This is a genomic window from Streptomyces sp. NBC_01335 (genome assembly GCF_035953295.1).
Lineage (GTDB): Bacteria > Actinomycetota > Actinomycetes > Streptomycetales > Streptomycetaceae > Streptomyces.
The window spans coordinates 7,513,111-7,531,324 of sequence record NZ_CP108370.1; the positions used below are offsets into that span (position 1 = coordinate 7,513,111).

An 18,214-nucleotide genomic window follows, 5' to 3' on the forward strand; every position below is an offset into this window, starting at 1 on the left:
ATGGCCGATCGACCGGTCTCCCGTCATCGGCGCCGGGCCGGACCGGAGGTGAACCCTCGTGGTGCCGGTGGTGCTCGACCCGGCCGCCGTCGGCCCTACTGCCCGGCGCCCCCGAGGATCGGGCGCGGGCTCACCGGTGCGGGGCCCAGGGTGGTGGAACCGGGGGCCGCCCGGTGGCCGAGCCCGGTCCGGTACGCGTCCAGGGCGGCCTCCGTGCGCCCCGCCCGGCGCAGCAGGTCGCCGAGGAGCCGGCAGATGTCCGCGAGGTCCCCGGCCGCCCCGGCGCGCTCCAGCAGGGCCAGCGCCTTGACGTAGTGCTCCTCGGCGGTGTCGGTCTCCCCGTCCTCCTCGTGGATCAGCCCGAGGAGCCGGTGCGCCCCGGCCGCGTGCACCGCGCCCCGGTCCGGCTGGAGCTCGCCCAGCAGCCGGTGCAGCAGGTCCTCGGCCTGGCGCGCCTTGCCCTGCCGGCGCAGGACGTCCGCGAGCTCCACCTCGACCTGCGCCGTGTAGAGGGCCGCCCGCTTCGAGGCCAGCATGTCCCGGGCGGCGAGCAGCTCGTTCTCGGCTCCGGAGAGGTCACCGCCCTGGGCCCGTACGTAGCCGCGCATCCAGTGGCAGTGCGCCATCTCCGTACGGATCTGGAGCTGCTGGTAGATCTCCGCCGCCCGGGCCAGCGAGGCGTCGGCCTCGGCGGTGCGCCCGGCGGCGATGAGGGACCTGGCCACCCCGCGGTGCATGCCCGCCACCAGTTCCGGATCGTCGACCCGGGGAGCCAGCGCGAGCGCCAGCTCGCCCGCCTGCGCCGCCCGTGCGTGGGCGCCCATGTCCATGTACGGCGCGATCGACGCCGTGTACAGCAGCAGGAGCGCGCCGGGGTCCGGGAGACCGGAGGAGTTCAGCTCCTCGATGGCGCTCTCCAACAGGTAGCAGGCGTAACGGAGTTCGCCCGCCAGCAGGTGCGCGACGGCCCGGCCCCGGACGGCCCGCGCCCGCTGGGAGAGCGGGGCGTCCGCGAGCAGGCGCTCGGCCGCCTCGAAGTGCCGCCGGGCGGTGGGGAGATCACCGGTCTCCAGGGCGCATTCGCCGAGCCCCAGGGCTGCCGAGGCGCTCTCCTGGTCGAGTCCGAGCCGGTCGGCCTCGGCGAGCAGCTCGGTGAAGTCGGCCACCGCGTCCTCGGCGGCGCCGGTCGCCAGGGTGCGCTGGGCTTCTACCAGGCGCAGCCGCAACTCGGTCGCGAGGTGGGCGGGGCGCCCGGTGGCGATCTCCTCGTAACTCACGCCGAGCCGCTCGGCGAGGTGCCGGACGGCCGCCTCGGAGGGCCGGACCCGGCCCGCCTCCAGCGTGGATATGTAGGCGGGTGTGTACGAGGGTTCGGCGAGCTCGCGCTGGGTGAGACCGCGCTCCGCGCGCAGCCGGTGGACGCGCCGGCCGATCGTGGCGGGGTCGTCCACCGGTCCGCGTTCCGCCCGACGCCCGGTCGCGCTCTTCTCCGCCACGTGGCCCCTCATTTCGCCTCGGTACACACCCCGACCGCGACAGGTACGGGAGATGAGTATCGACCAGATCGTCCCGGGGCGTGGGCGAGGGGTGCGTCCTCGGGGCAATTGCCCGGTGAGGACGGTTGTGTCACCGCGTACGGAGGCGGCGTGGCCGCTGCCGGGAGGGATCAGGCGATGAGCGGGACCACGGCCTCCGGAGTCAGCAGCCGGAAGGTGAAGGCCTGCTGGAAGTAGAGGTGCACGGAGGTGGCGTCATGGCTCTGGTAGCCGATGGACAGGTCCTGGCCGAGCCGCAGTTCGAAGTCCCCGCCCCGGGTGGAGAGCAGCACTCCGCCCTTGATCGCGGGCGCCCACAGGATGGGGTCGTCCAGCTGGCGGCCGATGTGGGTGGCCACCGGATACCCGTGGTCGGAGGTCTCGGTCGCCTCGGTGAAGGCGTCGGCGCCGAGCAGCAGCCGGTACGGGCCGTCGACACCGGCGAGCCGCAGCCGGGTCAGCGCCTGACTGACGGCCGCCGGGTAGTCTCGCGCGTCGGCGGGCAGCGGCAGCGGATCGTGCGAGGAGCCGTCACGCAGACCGGTGATCCCGGCCGCCGGGTACCCGTCGATGATCGCCATGTCCTCGGCGAACGCGCAGGTGCGCGCCGCGTCCTTGACGGGCTGCCAGTCACTGTCGTCGGAACCGCGCTCGACGTCGTCCACGGCCTGCCGGGTCACCGTGAACGGCACCCGCCACTCGATCACCGGCATCGACGTACGGGCCCGCGCCAGCACGTCCGGGGTGGGCGGGTCGATGGGCCGCAGGTGGCCGTCGCCGACCGCCGCCAGGGTGGGGCCCTCCGGGTCCGTGACGTCGACGACCCTGCGGCCCGCGACATGGCGGCTGAACGTCCGCCGCGCCTCCTCCTCGATCTGCTGCCAGGCGGCTTCGGTGACGGGGGCGAGTTCTCGGTGCAGATTGTTCATCACTGGGCGCTTTCTTGCAGGCTGCCGATGCGCAGCGAACCGTCGCCCGCGAGGGCGGGGAGTACGGAGTCGTCCTGGAGCGCCGCCGTGGACAGGACCGGCGGGGCCGCCGTCTCCGGCAGCGGCCGGGTGCCCGCGGCGGCGGGGGGCGGGGGCGGGGCGTCGAGGAAGCCGGCGTCGGGGGCGTAGAAGAGCGTGCCGGTGACCGCCGTGGAGAAGTCCAGGATGCGGTCGTGCGTACCGGGCGGGTCGCCGAGGAACATGTTGCGGAGCATCCGCTCCGTGACGCCGGGGTCGGCCGCGTACCCGATGAAGTACGTACCGAACTCGCCCCGCCCGAAGCTGCCGAACGGCATGTTGGCGCGGAGGATGTCCCGCTCGGTGCCGTCCGGGTCGGTGACGGTGTTGAGCGCGACGTGCGAGTCGGCGGGCTGGACGCCCTCGGGGAGTTCGACGTCGTCCGCCTTGGTGCGGCCGATGACCCGCTCCTGCTCCTCGGTGCTCAGGGCCTTCCAGGCGGTCAGATCGTGCAGGTACTTCTGCACGAGGACGTAACTGCCTCCGGCGAACGATGGGTCCTCGTCGCCCACCAGCGCGGCGGCCCGGGCGTCGTCGCCCACCGGGTTCTCCGTACCGTCGACGAATCCCAGCAGGTCGCGGTGGTCGAGGTAGCGGAACCCCTGCGTCTCGTCCACGATCCGGACCGCCCCGCCGAGACGGTCGAGCAGCTGCGCGGCCCACTCGTGGCAGACGTCCGCCCGCTCGGCCCGGATGTGCAGGAGCAGGTCGCCGGGGGTGGCCGGGGCGGTGTGGCGCGGTCCGCGCAGCTCCTGGAACGGGTGCAGCAGCGCCGGACGCCCGCCGCCGAAGAGCCGGTCCCAGGCCTGGGAGCCGAAGCCCAGCACACAGGAGAGCCCGGCGTCCGGGAAGCGGAAGCCGAGTGACCGGGCGATCGAGGCGACCTCCGGCAGCACGGACCGTACGGCCTCCTCGCCACCCGGCTCGATCGTGCCGACGAGGATCAGCGCCGCCTCGGTGAGCGGAGCCACCACGGGCTGCACCCTGACGGGGTCCGGAACGGCATCGGGCATGGGGCGCACTCCAGTGGGCAGCGACGGGGCAGCGGGGCGGGGGCGGGGCAGGGGCTACTGCCACTCACCCACAGGCACGGTCCGGCCGCACCCGGGCGCGACCCGTACGGGCGGGGCCGCGGCGGCCCGTACGTGCACCGGCCGGACCACCGGCGGCCCGGCCGCGCCCCTGCCGGACCGTTCAGCCCGCGTCGACCTCCGAGCGGTCGCCGCCCCACAGCGTGTGGAACGACCCCTCCCGGTCGGTACGCCGGTAGGTGTGCGCCCCGAAGAAGTCCCGCTGCCCCTGGGTCAGCGCGGCCGGCAGTCGCTCGGCGCGCAGCCCGTCGTAGTACGAGAGGGCCGCCGCGAACCCGGGCGTCGGCGCAGCGCCGCCTGCGCGACCACCGCCCGCCAGTCGTCCTGTGCCGCGCCGATCTCCCGGGCGAAGTCCTTGTCGGAGAGGAGGCTCAGCAGCTCGGGCCGGCTGTCGAAGGCCGCCCTGATCCGGTCCAGGAACGCCGCCCGGATGATGCAACCGGCCCGCCAGATCCCGGCGACGGCGCCCAGGTCGACGTTCCAGCCGTACTCCTCGCTGCCCGCCCGGATCTGGTGGAAGCCCTGGGTGTACGAGACGATCTTGGACGCGTACAGGGGATCGCCAACATCTGGGCGCGGCAGGCGCCGACGACGCAGGCGGGTGCGGAGACGCTGGCCGCCGCCTACCCGGGCAGGCTGGCGCTCGGCCTCGGCGTGAGCGCCCGCGTGCTCGTCGAGGCGCACGGTCTGACCTACGGCAAGCCGGTCGACGAGATGACCGCCTACCTCGACCGTATGGACGCGGCGCAAGGACAGGCGTTCGACGTGCCGTTTCCCCGCCTGCTCGCCGCGCTCGGCCCGAAGATGCTGGAAGTGGCCGCCGCTCGTGCCGACGGGGCCTACCCGCACTCGATGCCGGTGGAGCACACGGCGCGGGCACGTGCCGTGCTCGGCCAGGACAAGCTGCTCGTGGTCGGTGTCGGAGTCTTCCTGGACGAGGACCGTTCCCGCGCCCGGTCGGGCGCGAGGCAGGGATCACTCTTCCGCATCCCGGGTTCGCCGTACGTCGCCAGCATGCGCAGGCTCGGTTTCCCCGCAGACGAGCTGGGAGCCAAACCGTCGGACCGGGTGATCGACGCGATGTTCGCCTGCGGTGACGAACAGGTCGTCGCCGCACGTGTGCGCGAGCACCTCGACGCGGGCGCGGATCACGTGGTGGTGCAACCGATGGGCGCCGGCCTCGGCACGCTGGTCGGCCATCTGGAGCGCATCGCGGGCGAACTGAGGTGAAGGAGGCGGGCACGGGGCTCGCGCACCCCGCGCCCGCCCGCAGGCATTACGGGACCAGCAGAACCCGGCCCAGCGCGGCCCTGTCGTCGAGCAGCCGGTGTGCCTCGGCCGCCTCGGCGAGCGGCACGGTGGCGTGCACGGCGGTGGTGAGCTCGCCTGCGGCGAAGTAGCCGGCGAGCTCGTCCATTTCCGCGCGCGCCTGCTCGGGCCTGGCCATCCGCCATGCCGTCAGGTTGAAGCCCGCCAGGGACTTGAGCGCGAAGATGCTCGTGACCGGTACGGAGATCAGGTCACCGCTGGCCGCACCGTAGGTCACGGCCCGGCCGTACGGCGCCAGCACATCGAAGCTGCGCCGCAGGATGTCGCCACCCACTGCCTCGAGCACGACGTCGATCCCGCCCGGCACCGCCGCGCGCACCTGGTCGGTCCAGTTCTCCTCGGTGTAGTTCACCGCGATGTCGGCGCCGTGCTTGCGGGCGAACTCCAGCTTGGCGTCGGAGCTGGCGGTGGCGACCACCGTGCCGGCCCCGAGCAGCTTCGCGATCTGCACGGCGAGGTGGCCGATGCCGCCTGCCGCGGAGTGCACCAGTACCGACTCGCCGGCGGCGAAGTTGCCCGTCCGCAGCGCGCGCAACGCGACCGGCGCACCCATCGGCAGCATGGTGGCCGAGCCGTTGTCGATGCCCTCGCCCACCTTGACGGTCCACTGCGCCGTGGCGAGCACGTAGTCGGCGTAGGCATCCTCCGCCGCAAGGGCCGCGACCCGCTCTCCGACCACGAACCCCTCGACACCCTCGCCGACGGCCTCGACCGTGCCGACGACGTCGCCGGTCAGCTTGCCCGGCAGCGGCCGCTGGAAGATCGCCCCCGCACCCGGCCCCTGCCGGTACTTGGTGTCGACGAAGTTGGCCCCGACCGCCTCCGTCCTGATGAGCACCTGCCCCTCGCCGGGAACCGGTACCTCGGCCTCCTCGACCTGCAGGACCTCAGGTCCCCCGTATTCGTGGTAGCGGACGCGCCGCATGACGACCCCTCTTTCCCAGCTAAAGTGGACTACCAGTCAACTTGCGGCCAACGTACTGGACCGCCGGTCCAGTTGTCCAGGAGGTTCCCCGATGGCGGAAGTCCGACGCGAACGCGCCGACGCGGCCCGCAACCGCCGCGCGATCTTGCGCGCCACCGAAGAACTCCTGGCCCTGTACCGCCCGGACGAGATCTCCATGGAGCAGGTCGCCGCGGCGGCCGGCGTCGGCAAGGGCACCGTGTTCCATCGCTTCGGCAGCCGTATGGGCCTCATGCACGCCCTGATGCAGGACCGTGCCCTGGCCCTGCACGACGCCGTCGTCTCCGGGCCGCCACCCCTGGGTCCCGACGCCGACCCACGTTCGCGTCTCTTCGCGTTCCTCGACGGCATCGTGGCCGTGGTGGCCCGGAACAAGGGCCTGCTCGCGGCCCTCGGCCACGCCGTCACCACCACCCAACGCCCCAGGGCGGACGACGGCCATCCTGTCTACCGCTTCTGGCACGGCCACCTCAGCACCTTGCTCGCCGAGCTGCGCCCCTCGCTGGACGCCGAGCTGATGGCGCACGTTCTGCTGTCGACTCTGAGCAGTGAGCCCATTCTGCGACTCCTGGAGAGGGGGGAGGGGGAACGGCTGGCGGTCGCGTTGCGGCTGACGGCGACGAGCCTGCTGGACGCGTGATGCGGCCGATCACGTGCCGAACCGGCTTTCGGATGGTGCACGGTGCTTTGGGCGCTTTGCATACAGAGCGAGTGCACGCACAGAAAATGTCGGCCTTCCGCCACTTCTAGGGTCAAGGGCAGTACAGCGCATCACCCCCGATCACCCCAGGAGTCACCCATGGCCCACGTTGTCGAGCCGGTCGGGCCGGTACTGGAACCCGCCGCCCAGGCGTTCGCCGAGGCCACCGACGCGCCGCCTTACCTCTTCGACCTCGGTCCCGTAGAGGGCCGCAAGGCCGTGGACGAGGTGCAGTCCGGAGACATCAGCAAGCCGGAGGTCGACGAGGAGTGGATCACCGTGTCGGGTGGTCCCACGGGCAGCGCGCGGGCCCGGATCGTCAAGCCGGCCGGCACCGAAGGTGTCCTGCCGGTGATCCTCTACATCCACGGTGCGGGGTGTGTCTTCGGTAATGCCCACACCCACGACCGGCTGGTCCGTGAACTCGCCGTCGGCGCCCGCGCCGCGGTGGTCTTCCCCGAGTACGACCTCTCGCCCGAGGCCCGCTACCCCGTCGCCATCGAGCAGAACTACACCGTCGCCCGGTGGATCGTCGAGCAGGGCGCCACCAAGGACATGGACGCCGCACTCCTCGCCGTCGTCGGCGACTCGGTCGGGGGCAACATGGCGGCCGCCCTGACCCTGATGGCCAAGGAGCGGGGAGACGTCCCGCTGCTCCAGCAGGTGCTGTTCTACCCGGTCACCGACGCGAGCTTCGACACCGGTTCGACGGAGCCGCAAAAGGCAACGTGCTCCTGCGCCACGCCCAGCACCAGATCCACGACGACGTTGCCGCCCGCCTCGACATCGCCCGAAACATGGTCGCCGGGAAGATCCGCAACAGCCGCTGGATCCTCCTCCGCGCCGAACGCGACGCCGAACCCGCGGCACGGCTGAGGATCAGAACCCACGCCGACGAACTCGCCGCAGCCCTCATCACGACGCGCGACGCCGAGTCACTCGACATCGCCATGGGCATCGAAGGCAACGCCGCCCGCACCTACTTCACCGCCCTCACCTACGCACTCCGCCCCTCCGAGAGCATCCCGCCCTTCACCCACCGCAACCGCCGACCACCCACGGACCCTGTCAACGCCCTGCTCTCCTTCACCTACGGACCACTCAGGAGCCTCGTCCACGGAGCCGCCGAACAAGTCGGCCTCGACCCCCACATCGGCTACCTCCACGGCCTGCGTCCCGGAAAACCCGCACTCGCCCTCGACCTCATGGAGGAGTTCCGCCCCGTCCTCGCCGACCGGTTCCGTCTCACCCTGCTCAACCGCCGCCAGATCCGCGGCGAACACTTCGAGGTTCTGAGCGGAGGAGCCGTACGTCTCACCGACGACGGCCGCACCACGGTTCTCGGCGTGGAAAGCCCAACCCTGGGGACACCCCATCGCCGGCCGGGATGTCCCCGCCGGTCTTCTCCCCGTAGTCCAGGCCCGCGTCCTTGCCCGCCACCTCCGCGGCGACCTACCCGCCTACCTCCCCTGGACGGCAGGGTGATGGACCTCCTCCTGACCTACGACGTCGATACCACCGCCCCCGAAGGCCGCCGCAGACTTCGCCGCGTTGCGACCTCCGGGGCGACCGAGGATCGCAACAGCGCCACCGCGACCTGTGCCGGGGAGAGGCCGGTAGTGGCGGTCGCCCTCCGGGGCGACCGAGGATGGCAACGGCTCGTAGGTCTGGTAACCCGAGCCGGACGCTGTGGTGGTGGTCGCTCTCCGGACGGCCGAGGATCGCAACGCGACACACAGGGCGCCGCGCAGACCGCACGCGGCATGCGGCGGTCGCCCTCCGGACGGCCGAGGACCGTAACCCCAGGGGGTCGGTGTAGCGGGCCTCCCACGACCCGGTGGCGGTCGCCCTCCGGGGCGACTGAAGACCGCAACTTCATCGCGCACCAAGATCGGTAGCACCGCCAAGGGCCACGCCGCATGAACGCTCACGGGCTCGTCGTGGCAGGTTCCGAGCTCGAGCCGCCAGGGACTTTTCAGGGACTTTCAGCTCTGTCGGAGGGACATCGAGGGAGTTTTCGCTGTACAAGCACGGAAGGCCACGACAGCGCTGAAAGGCCCACGGCTTCGGGCTCGACCCTCCGCGCCGTCGCTCCACAGCACTCCGGCACGGCGGCGGGCAGGGTAGTAGCAGGCGAGACCCTTCGGCGTCATGCACGGTCCTGACCTCGCAGAATGCGCTTCGGCGTCCTTATACGTCGTGGCGCGGACTATGGTGTGGGCCTCGCTCATCTCCGCTGATCTCTTCAGCTTCCCGATCGCCTCTGGGGCGATTCCGCTCCGGTGTCGGCTCTCGCGGGTGGTTGGTCAGCTTTCGACTTCGGTCTTGTCGCCGCCCCAGAGGGTGTGGAAGGTGCCGTCCCGGTCGGTGCGGTGGTAGGTGTGTGCGCCGAAGTAGTCGCGCTGGCCCTGGGTGAGGGCGGCGGGCAGGCGTTCGGCGCGCAGGGAGTCGTAGTAGGCGAGGGTGGCGGCGAAGGCGGGGGTGGGGACGCCCTGGGTGACTGCGGTGGCGATCACGTGGCGCCAGTCGTCCTGGGCGCTGGCGATCTCTTCGGCGAAGCTCTTGTCGGAGAGGAGGCTCGGCATCCGGGGCTGGGCCTCGTAGGCGCTGGTGATCCTGTCGAGGAACGCGGCCCGGATGATGCATCCGCCGCGCCAGATCGAGGCGACCCTGCCCAGGTCGATGTCCCAGTCGTACTCCTCGCTGCCGGCCGAGATCTCGTGGAAGCCCTGCGTGTAGGCGACGATCTTCGATGCGTACAGGGCCTGCTCGACCTGGTCGGCGAAGGCAGCCGCCTCGTCCTCACCCAGCTTGCGGGCGGTCGGACCCGCGAGGGTACGTGAGGCGTCCCGGAGACCGGCGTGGCCGGAGACGGAGCGCGCGAAGACGGCCTCGGCGATACCCGAGACGGGAACGCCCAGGTCGAGGGCGATCTGCACGGTCCAGCGGCCGGTGCCCTTCTGCTCCGCCTGGTCGAGCACGACGTCCACGAAGGGCTTGCCGGTCGCCGCATCGACGTGTGAGAGCACCTCAGCGGTGATCTCGATGAGGTAGGAGCCCAGGCGCCCGGTGTTCCAGGTGCGGAAGATGTCCGCGATCTGCGCGGGGGAGTACCCGGCCACGGCGCGGAGCAGGTGGTATGCCTCGGAGATGAGCTGCATGTCCGCATACTCGATGCCGTTATGCACCATCTTCACGAAGTGCCCCGCGCCGTCCGGGCCGATGTGGGTGGTGCACGGTGTGCCGTCCTCGGCACGCGCCGCGATCTTCTCCAGCAGCGGTCCCAGCGACTCGTACGACTCCGCCGAACCGCCCGGCATGATGCTCGGCCCGTTCAGCGCGCCCTCCTCACCGCCGGAGATGCCCGTGCCGACGAAGTGCAGCCCGCGCTCGCGCAGCTCCTTCTCGCGGCGCCGGGTGTCCTCGAAATGGGCGTTGCCGCCGTCGATGATGACGTCGCCCTTCTCCAGCAGGGGCGCGAACTCCTGGATCACGGCGTCCGTGGGCTCACCCGCCTTCACCATGACGACCAGCCGCCGGGGCCGCTCCAGGGCGTCGACGAACTCCTGCGGCGAGCGCGCGGCGACGAAGTCCCCCTCGCCGCCGAACTCGTCCACCAGGGCGTCGGTCTTCGCGGTCGTGCGATTGTGCACGGCGACGGTGAGACCGTTGCGGGCGAAGTTCCGGGCGAGGTTGCGGCCCATCACCGCGAGTCCTGTCACGCCGATCTGAGCGGTGCCGGTCGGGGTGGTGCCGGTCATGGGGGTGCTCCTGGCTGTCTCGGGGGTGGATGTCCGGGAGTGGTCGTCCCGGGGTTCTGAGGCCGGGCCGCCGGTCTCCCGGCGGCCTGCCGGGGCGGTGCCCACGGACGCGTACGTGCCGGAGGTCAGCGCGCGCGGGCCGGATCGTCCTCGGAGGCGGCGGGGCCGGTGGCGGACTCGGCGCCGACGGCGTCCGGACCGGAGTCGGGCGGGGTAGCCGGGTCCCACTCGGGGAGCCACGGCTCCTCATCGGGGACGACGTGCATGGCCGCCTCCTCGGCGGAGGCCGCAGCACCGTCGACACCGACGTCGCTCGCGGTGAGCGTGGCCGGTACGGTCCCGTCCGCCTGCTGGGTGATCCTGCCGGCACGGTCCGTACCCACCTCGTCGTCCCACGGCTCGCCCTCACCGTCGGACAGGTCCCCGGCTCCGTCGCCGTCGCTCGCGGCCACCTCCGGAAGCTCGCGGGAGAGCCTGCTGTCGAGCGACTCCCCGTCGTGCTGCTCGGACCCGGTGGTCCCCACGTCGTCCACGGCCCACGGCCGCTCGGGCGGCGAGTACCCCTCGTCCAGGGCGTCGCTGAGGTCGGAGTCCACGAGGGTGTCCTCGATGTCCAGCTGTTCGTCGGGGTCGGACGCCTCCTCCGGCTGGGGCTGATAGACGTCGTCCCCCCGGTCGGTGTCGCTCATTGCGTGTCCTCTCGCCGATGGCGGAGCCGTACCTTCCCCTGCCGCAATTGCACTCCGGTCACGCGCCCGCCGCAAAGGGAAGATCTCCGCAGGCGCCGGGGTGACGGCGCCCCGGAGGCGCGTATGCCCGGAACGCGGCCTCCGAAGCGTCCCGCGCAGCCCTCGGCGGAGGCCCCGCGTACCCCTTGGCGGAGGCTCTGCGCGGCCTTCGAGGGGGCCCTGCCGGGGGCCACACCCTCCGAGCCGTTCCCGCCACTCGGGACGCTCCGGCGCCACGGGCGAAGTCCGCCCGAGGCGTGATGCGAGAGGCGCGGAGTGCATCCCCGCGCACCGGGTCGACGCGGCCCGAATCGGAGGAACACAGTGATCGGAGGGGACGGCCTTCCTCTGCCGACGGCCGTCTCGGTCCTCCCCTTCAAGGATCGGGGGCCCGGCCGCCCGCCGCCACGGCAGGGCGGACGGGGGTGCGGCCGTACGCCTTCGCGGCGGGCCGACCGCCCGGACCAGCGGCTCGAACGTGCCCGACGGGTCAGAAGCCGTACGAGCCACAGAGCAGGAGTCAGCCGTACGTGCCGCAGAGCAGGAGCCCGCCTACCGCCGGGGCGCCCACGACGGCGATCAGCCAGAGGGCACCCGGCCGGGTGTCCGCGTCCAGGAAGGCGGCTGCCAGCAGCATCAGCGCCGTGGGCACGAACAGGAACATCCCCAGCAGGACACCCACCACCGCCCAGGCGAGCAGGCCCGATCCGACCACGAGGGACGCCCACGCGAAGGGACGGGGGTCGTTGCGCAGCATGAGGGGGACGGCCACCGGCAGGGCCGTGAGCAGGAAGGTCGCCGCCAGCCCGGTCGGCAGGCCGATGGCCAGAGCGGGAATCGCGGCCGCCGCCGCGACGAAGGCGAGCACGGACTGTCCCGTGCGAACCGGCTGGCTTCCCATGAGTACCTCCGGACTTGAACGTGTTCAAATTTGAACACGTTCAAGCTAATGTGCTTCTCGGCTTCCCGTCAACTCCTGCTCCTGTGCTCCACGTTGGTGGCCGGTGGCGAGGGCGGAGGGCTTGTCCGCCGACTCGCAGGCAGCGAGGCGTGCGGCACCCCCTCCGGGTGTTCCCCCCCGGCCGGAGGGGAGTGGTGCCGCACCCATTCACATCGCAGCCGCGTCAAACGCCCCAACTCCGGTGTTGGCGCCCGCCCCGCTCTCGTCGGCACGATGGGGCCCCGGCCCGGTGGACGGCCGGGTGGCGGCAGGGGGAGTGCCGGTGGACGTGTTCACGACGAGGCCCGGTGCGGTGCGGGGCAGGCCGGCCAGGTGGGTTCCCCTCGTCACGGCCGTGCTCGGCATCCCGTACGCGGCACCACCGTTCGGCCCCCGCCGGTTCCGGGGGCCCCGGCCGGTGGCGGAATGGACCGGCGTCCGCCCCTGCCTCACCTTCGGGCCGGTCGCCCCGCAATCGGCCGAACTTGCGGCCGGGGGCCCACCCCGGAACGGGAGTCGTACGCAAGAGGGGTGCGCGCGCTCTGGCGCGCGGCGGGGCTGCCGCTCCTGACCCCCTGAACGTGACGCCGGACAGGCGCCCTTGCCGGGCGGATCCGTGCTTCGGCGCGATGCGGTGTCACTGCGGGGTGCGAGACTCCCGGGATGAGTCGATCACAGCCCAAGGACGATCTGCAGTCCTACCTCCAAGAAGCACGCGACGCCCTTCTGCTGAAGCTGGAGGGGCTCTCGGAATACGACGCCCGTCGCCCTCTGACGCCGACCGGCACCAACCTGCTGGGCCTGGTCAAACATCTCTCGGGGGTCGAACTGGGCTATTTCGGCGACACCTTCCAAAGGCCCTCCGAGGAGCCCTTCCCGTGGCTCGACGACGGAGCCGAGGACAACGCCGACATGTGGGCGACCGAGGACGAGAGCCGCGAGGAGGTCGTCGCCCGTTACCGGCGCGTGTGGCGCCACTCGGACGCCACCATCGCCGCGCTGCCCCTCGACGCACCCGGCACCGTGCCGTGGTGGTCCGAGGCGAAGCGCGAGGTGACGCTCCACCAGATCCTCGTGCACGTGACCATCGAGACCCATCGCCACGCCGGCCACGCCGACATCGTCCGGGAGCTCATCGACGGAGGCGTCGGCTACAGGTCCCAGGGGGACAACCTCCCCGAAGGTGACGCCATCTGGTGGAAGGGGTACGTGGACCGCCTGGAGCGGACCGCGACGGCGTTCCGCTCCGACCGGGGCTGAGCCGGGAGCGGTCGCCGGTACACAGCCGCCCGTACGCGGTCGCCCGTGCGTAGCCGCCCCGTACGCAGTCGCCGTGCGCGGGGGGCGCCGACTGCCGTGCCGACGCGCACCGCCGCCCCGCCTCGATGGGTCAACATCCGCCATTCTTCGAAGCGTTGAGGTGAGCAGGTGAGGACTCGAATCCCGTACTTGGCATGGACCTGACCATTTTGCTGCGTTAGGGTCGTCGCGTGCCGCACTGAGAGCGCTCTCAGTCGGTTACCCCGCGAGCGCTCGCGGACGCCTCCTGTTCCACCCCCACGCACCGGAACACCAGAAGGGGCACTGCCTTGAAACATCTGACAATCCTGCGCGCCGGCCTGTCCGCGCTCCTCGTCGTCGGCGCCTGGGCGACGATCGGCCCGGCCCCGGCGTCGGCGGCCGACGCCGCTCCCCCCACGAGCGCCGCCGCCTCGCAACCCGCCTCGGCCGGACTGCTCGCCGCCATGACCAAGGACCTCGGGCTGACGCCCGCGCAGGCCAAGGCCAGGCTCGCCGCGGAGAAGACCGCCACCGCCCAGGAGCCGGCCGCCCGCCGCGCCGCCGGGGCCTCGTACGGAGGGTCCTGGTTCGACGCCGGGGCCGGCAGGCTGACCGTCGGAGTCACCGACGCGAAGGCCGCCGCAGCCGTGCGAGCGACCGGCGCCGACACCAAGCTCGTCCCGCACACCCAACGCTCCCTCGACCGGGCCAAGTCGGCCATCGACGCGCTCAATGCGCCCGACGGCGTCGCGAGCTGGCACGTCGACCCGGAGGCCGGGTCCGTCGTCGTGGAGGTCGCCGCCGCCTCGGCGAACGACCAGGAAGTCCGCTCCTTCCTGGCCGAGGCCCGCACCGCAGGACCTGTGACGGTACGTCAGGCAGCAGCAAAACCGCAGACGTTGGCCGCCGGAACGGTGGGCGGCGACCCCTACTACACCGGCAACGTCCGCTGCTCCATCGGCTTCTCGGTGAACGGCGGGTTCGTCACCGCCGGGCACTGCTCGGGGGCCGGCGCGGCGGTCCGGGGCTGGGACGGATCGGCCATCGGCAACTTCCAGGGATCGACCTTCCCCGGCGACGACTACGCCTGGGTGAACGTCGCCAACGGCTGGTGGACGGTGCCGGTGGTCCTCGGCTGGGGCACCGTCTCCGACCAACTGGTACGCGGATCCGCCGAAGCCCCGGTCGGCGCCTCCATCTGCCGCTCCGGCTCCACCACCCACTGGCACTGCGGCACCGTGCTCGCCAAGAACGAGACGGTCAACTACAGCCAGGGCGCGGTGTACCAGATGACGAAGACCAACGTCTGCGCCGAAGGAGGCGACTCCGGCGGCTCGTTCATCAGCGGCGACCAGGCCCAGGGCGTCACCTCCGGCGGCTGGGGCAACTGCACCAGCGGCGGCGAGACCTGGTACCAGCCGATCAACGAGATCCTCAGCCACTACGGCCTGACGCTCACCACCGCCTGATGGTCGCCACGGCCTGACGCTCACACCGCGTGAGGGCCGCCACCGCCCGACACTCACCGTGGGCCATCGGTAACCCGGAGAAAACGACAAGGCCCCGGCCGTGCGACGGAAAGCCGTCGCACGGCCGGGGCTTGCTCCCGGAGGAGTGGCGTCAGGCGGAGTCCGCCACTCGCCCGGAGGACTGCTCGCGGACGATCTCCGCGTAGCGGCGCCCACTGGTCTTCACCGTACGGCGCTGGGTGTCGTAATCGACGTGAACCAGCCCGAATCGCTTGTCGTACCCGTAGGCCCACTCGAAGTTGTCGAGCAGCGACCACGCGAAGTACCCGGCGAGCGGAGCCCCCTTGGCGACCGCCCGGCCGCAGGCGGCCAGGTGCTGCTCCAGGTACTGGGTGCGCTCCGGGTCGTGGACCGAACCGTCCGCCGCGACCGTGTCCTGGTAGGCCGAACCGTTCTCGGTGACGTAGATCTTGGTCGCGCCGTACTCCTCGGTCAGGCGGAGCAGCAGCTGCTCCAGGCCCTCCGCGTGGACCTCCCAGTCCATGTACGTGACGGGGGCGCCGGGCACCGGGACCTGCCGGGCGTGCGGGACGGGGCCCGACTCGTCGGCGGTGACGATCTGACGGAAGTAGTAGTTCAGGCCCAGCCAGTCGAGCGGGGCGGCGATGGTCTCCAAGTCTCCCGGCTGGATCGGGAGTTCGACTCCGTACAGGTCGAGCATGTCCTGCGGGTAGCCGCGGCCGTGGATCGGGTCGAGCCACCAGCGGTTGGTGTGACCGTCGGCGCGGACGGCCGCCGCGATGTCGGCGGGGCTGTCGCTCGCCGGCTCGATCGGGGAGAGGTTGTTGACGATGCCGACCCGGGCGCCCGGGGAGGCGGCCCGGATCGCCTGCACGGCGAGGCCGTGGCCGAGGTGGAGGTGGTACGAGGCGCGGACGGCGGCCGTGATGTCGGTCAGACCCGGCGCCATCTTGCCTTCCAGGTGGCCGATCCACGCCGAGCAGAGCGGCTCGTTGAGGGTCGCCCAGTCCTTGACGCGGTCACCGAGGCGCTCGACGACGGCGGAGGTGTACGCCGCGAAGTGCTCGGCGGTCTCGCGGACCGTCCAGCCGCCGCGGTCCTGCAGGACCTGCGGGAGGTCCCAGTGGTAGAGCGTGGCGAAGGGGGTGATCCCGTTGCCCAGGAGTCCGTCCACCAGTCGGTCGTAGAAGTCCAGGCCCTTCTTGTTGACCGGGCCGTCACCGCCGGGGACGATGCGCGGCCAGGCCAGCGAGAAGCGGTACGCGCCCGCGCCGACCTCCTTGATCAGGCCGATGTCCTCGGGCACCCGGTGGTAGTGGTCGCAGGCCACGTCGCCGGTGTCGCCGCCCGCCACCTTTCCGGGGGTGTGGGAGAAGGTGTCCCAGATGGAGGGGGAACGGCCGTCCTCCGCGACGGCTCCCTCGATCTGGTACGAGGCGGTGGCCACTCCCCAGGTGAAATCGGCCGGGAGGGAGTTGAGGTCGTTCACGGACTGCCTTTCTGAGATGGTCACTTGACAGCGCCTGCCGTGAGGCCGGCGACGAGGTAACGCTGCAGCAGGAGGAACCCGGCGACGACCGGGACGCTGACGACGAGCGAAGCCGCCATCACCTGGTTCCAGTAGACGTCGTTCTGGGTCGCATACCCCTGGAGCCCGACGGCGAGTGTTCTGGTCGTGTCGTTCGTCATCACGGAGGCGAAGAGCACCTCGCCCCACGCCGTCATGAACGCGTACACGGCGACGGCGACGATGCCCGGCACGGCCGCCGGGACGACGACCCGGAACAGTGCGCCGAGGGGACCGCAGCCGTCCACCTTGGCGGCCTCGTCCAGATCCTTCGGGATGGAGTCGAAGTACCCGATCAGCATCCAGATGGAGAAGGGGAGCGAGAACGTCAGGTAGGTGAGGATGAGCCCGCCGCGCGAGCCGTACAGGGCGATCCCGGTGCTGTTGCCGATGTTCACGTAGATGAGGAACAGCGGCAGCAGGAAGAGGATGCCGGGGAACATCTGGGTGGAGAGCACCGTGATGGTGAAGACCCGCTTGCCCCGGAAGGCGTAGCGGCTCACCGCGTACGCCGAGAACACGGCGATGATCACCGAGGCGACCGTGGCCGCGCCCGCCACGATCAGCGAGTTGGCGAAGTACTTCGCGAGCGGGACGGTCTTCCAGATGTCGAAGTACGGGCGGACGGTCAGGCCCGACGGTATCCACTGGAACTTGCCGGACACGTCCTGGAGCGGCTTGAGCGAGCTGCTGACCATGACGTACACGGGCAGCAGGACGAAACCGGCCAGCAGGGTCAGGATGATCCGCCGGGTCCACACGAAGGACGCCGGGGCCGCCATCGGTGAACGGCGCTTGTGCGTGGTGGCGCTAGACACCGGAGCCCTTCCTTCCGCGTGAGGTCAGCAGCAGGTAGACGGCCGTCACCAGCAGCAGGAAGAGCAGGAGGAGCACGGACATCGCCGAGCCGGTGCCGAAGTTCCAGGTGACGAACGACGACTGGTAGATGTGCAGCGAGATGAGGTCCGCGTTCTCGGGTGCCGCGCGGCCGAAGAGCACGAACGGCGTGTTGAAGTCGTTGAAGGTCCAGAGGAACAGGACCAGCACGAGCACCTGGTTGACCGGCCGCAGCGAGGGCAGGGTGATCTTGCGGATCTGCTGCCAGATGCCGGCCCCGTCGATGGAGGCGGCCTCGTACAGCTCGTTCGGGATGTTCTGGAGCCCCGCCATCAGGATGAGGAGGGCGAAGGGCCAGCCCTTCCAGACCGAGACGACCAGCAGCGCGATGAAGCTGTTGTCGCCGATCAGCCAGAAGGACGGCTGGTCGGTGATGCCGAGCTGGTCGTGCAGGACGTGGTTCACCAGGCCGTTGTCCCGCTGGAACATGAACGCCCAGGTGATGACGGCCGCGTAGACCGGCAGCGCGTACGGGACGAGGAAGATCGCCCGCAGTACGCCGCGGCCCCGGAAGTTCTCCTGGAGCATGATCGCGGCGGCCACGCCGAACAGCCAGGACAGCCCGACGGCGAAGAAGGTGAAGGCGCAGGTGACGAAGAAGGAGTGGAGCAGCGCCTTGCCGATGGGGGCGTCGAAGTCGACGGCGACGCTGTAGTTGTCCAGGCCCGTCCAGGGCGCGTTGCCCCAGTTGCTGATGAAGAACTGGGTGAGCTGGCGGAAGCTCATCACGATCCCGACGATCATCGGGATCAGGTGGACGAGCAGTTCGAGCAGGATCGCCGGGAGGAGCAGGAGATAGGGCAGTCCGCCGTTGCGGATCCGGTCGGGGATGCGCGGCAGTCTCCTGCGCGCACCCCCGGTGCCCCGGCCCCCACCGCTGTCCGACTTACCGACCCGGGGGTCGGCGGTCACGGTGGAAGTCAT

Annotated in this window: 16 protein-coding genes and 2 pseudogenes; 7 read left to right on the forward strand and 11 right to left on the reverse strand. The window is 71.3% G+C overall.

Annotated features, from left to right (window positions below; genetic code table 11):
- Positions 1 to 95: 95 nt before the first annotated feature.
- The 4 genes and pseudogenes from OG599_RS31825 to OG599_RS31840 form a co-directional block, all read right to left on the reverse strand.
- A complete protein-coding gene (locus OG599_RS31825) occupies positions 96 to 1,496 on the reverse strand; it encodes a tetratricopeptide repeat protein (protein ID WP_442809609.1) in 1,401 nt (466 codons plus the stop codon).
- 170 nt (positions 1,497 to 1,666) lie between these two features.
- Positions 1,667 to 2,464, reverse strand: coding sequence for a family 1 encapsulin nanocompartment shell protein (locus OG599_RS31830; RefSeq protein WP_327179423.1), 798 nt, complete (start codon positions 2,462 to 2,464; stop codon positions 1,667 to 1,669).
- Positions 2,464 to 3,555 (reverse strand): Dyp-type peroxidase, encoded by a 1,092-nt coding sequence (locus OG599_RS31835; RefSeq protein ID WP_327179424.1) that lies wholly within the window; start codon positions 3,553 to 3,555, stop codon positions 2,464 to 2,466. Before OG599_RS31835 ends, OG599_RS31830 begins: the two co-directional genes overlap by 1 nt.
- 181 nt (positions 3,556 to 3,736) lie before the next feature.
- Positions 3,737 to 4,200 (reverse strand): annotated as a pseudogene (locus OG599_RS31840) (NADP-dependent phosphogluconate dehydrogenase); the annotation flags it as partial.
- Here OG599_RS31840 and OG599_RS31845 point away from each other — a divergent pair.
- Positions 4,147 to 4,863, forward strand: a complete 717-nt coding sequence (locus OG599_RS31845) for an LLM class flavin-dependent oxidoreductase (RefSeq protein WP_327179425.1) — start codon at positions 4,147 to 4,149, stop codon at positions 4,861 to 4,863. The pseudogene OG599_RS31840 and the gene OG599_RS31845 overlap by 54 nt on opposite strands.
- A 46-nt stretch (positions 4,864 to 4,909) precedes the next feature.
- Here the strand turns inward: OG599_RS31845 and OG599_RS31850 are convergent, their stop codons facing one another.
- The gene (locus OG599_RS31850) at positions 4,910 to 5,887 is read right to left on the reverse strand and encodes a quinone oxidoreductase family protein (protein WP_327179426.1); all 978 of its coding nucleotides are present in this window, start codon (positions 5,885 to 5,887) and stop codon (positions 4,910 to 4,912) included.
- A 91-nt stretch (positions 5,888 to 5,978) separates the two neighbouring features.
- On the opposite strand from OG599_RS31850, the gene OG599_RS31855 reads away from it, so the two are divergent.
- The 3 genes and pseudogenes from OG599_RS31855 to cas1 all read left to right on the forward strand — a co-directional run bounded on the left by OG599_RS31855 (position 5,979) and on the right by cas1 (position 8,524).
- The gene (locus OG599_RS31855; protein WP_327179427.1) at positions 5,979 to 6,566 is read left to right on the forward strand and encodes a TetR/AcrR family transcriptional regulator; all 588 of its coding nucleotides are present in this window, start codon (positions 5,979 to 5,981) and stop codon (positions 6,564 to 6,566) included.
- A 159-nt stretch (positions 6,567 to 6,725) separates the two neighbouring features.
- Positions 6,726 to 7,334: pseudogene (locus tag OG599_RS31860) on the forward strand (alpha/beta hydrolase fold domain-containing protein); the annotation flags it as partial.
- A 20-nt stretch (positions 7,335 to 7,354) separates the two neighbouring features.
- Positions 7,355 to 8,524, forward strand: a complete 1,170-nt coding sequence (gene cas1, locus OG599_RS35525) for a CRISPR-associated endonuclease Cas1 (RefSeq protein ID WP_442809611.1) — start codon at positions 7,355 to 7,357, stop codon at positions 8,522 to 8,524.
- Between the two features lie 408 nt (positions 8,525 to 8,932).
- Here the strand turns inward: cas1 and gndA are convergent, their stop codons facing one another.
- The 3 genes from gndA to OG599_RS31880 form a co-directional block, all read right to left on the reverse strand.
- On the reverse strand, positions 8,933 to 10,387 hold the full coding sequence (gene gndA, locus OG599_RS31870; protein WP_327179429.1) for an NADP-dependent phosphogluconate dehydrogenase: 1,455 nt from the start codon (positions 10,385 to 10,387) through the stop codon (positions 8,933 to 8,935).
- A gap of 125 nt (positions 10,388 to 10,512) precedes the next feature.
- Positions 10,513 to 11,076: a DUF5709 domain-containing protein gene (locus tag OG599_RS31875; RefSeq protein ID WP_327179430.1), complete on the reverse strand. Its 564-nt coding sequence runs from the start codon at positions 11,074 to 11,076 to the stop codon at positions 10,513 to 10,515.
- A 559-nt stretch (positions 11,077 to 11,635) separates the two neighbouring features.
- On the reverse strand, positions 11,636 to 12,016 hold the full coding sequence (locus tag OG599_RS31880; protein WP_327179431.1) for a hypothetical protein: 381 nt from the start codon (positions 12,014 to 12,016) through the stop codon (positions 11,636 to 11,638).
- Positions 12,017 to 12,338: 322 nt separating this feature from the next.
- Here OG599_RS31880 and OG599_RS31885 point away from each other — a divergent pair, with 322 nt between their 5' ends.
- From OG599_RS31885 to OG599_RS31895, 3 genes are all read left to right on the forward strand, one after another.
- Positions 12,339 to 12,626: a carboxylesterase family protein gene (locus OG599_RS31885; protein ID WP_442809613.1), complete on the forward strand. Its 288-nt coding sequence runs from the start codon at positions 12,339 to 12,341 to the stop codon at positions 12,624 to 12,626.
- A gap of 92 nt (positions 12,627 to 12,718) precedes the next feature.
- Entirely contained in the window at positions 12,719 to 13,315 is a 597-nt protein-coding gene (locus OG599_RS31890; RefSeq protein ID WP_327179433.1) for a DinB family protein, read from the forward strand.
- Between the two features lie 329 nt (positions 13,316 to 13,644).
- The gene (locus OG599_RS31895) at positions 13,645 to 14,805 is read left to right on the forward strand and encodes a S1 family peptidase (protein ID WP_327179434.1); all 1,161 of its coding nucleotides are present in this window, start codon (positions 13,645 to 13,647) and stop codon (positions 14,803 to 14,805) included.
- A gap of 151 nt (positions 14,806 to 14,956) precedes the next feature.
- On the opposite strand, the gene OG599_RS31900 is transcribed toward OG599_RS31895, so the two are convergent.
- The 3 genes from OG599_RS31900 to OG599_RS31910 are packed head-to-tail and all read right to left on the reverse strand — an operon-like array spanning position 14,957 to position 18,214.
- Complete coding sequence (locus OG599_RS31900; RefSeq protein WP_327180261.1) at positions 14,957 to 16,315, reverse strand: GH1 family beta-glucosidase; 1,359 nt, start codon at positions 16,313 to 16,315, stop codon at positions 14,957 to 14,959.
- A gap of 20 nt (positions 16,316 to 16,335) precedes the next feature.
- Positions 16,336 to 17,175 (reverse strand): carbohydrate ABC transporter permease, encoded by an 840-nt coding sequence (locus OG599_RS31905; RefSeq protein ID WP_327180262.1) that lies wholly within the window; start codon positions 17,173 to 17,175, stop codon positions 16,336 to 16,338.
- 28 nt (positions 17,176 to 17,203) lie between these two features.
- Positions 17,204 to 18,214 carry a carbohydrate ABC transporter permease gene (locus OG599_RS31910; protein ID WP_327179435.1) on the reverse strand — a complete coding sequence of 337 codons (1,011 nt, stop codon included), beginning with the start codon at positions 18,212 to 18,214 and terminating at the stop codon, positions 17,204 to 17,206.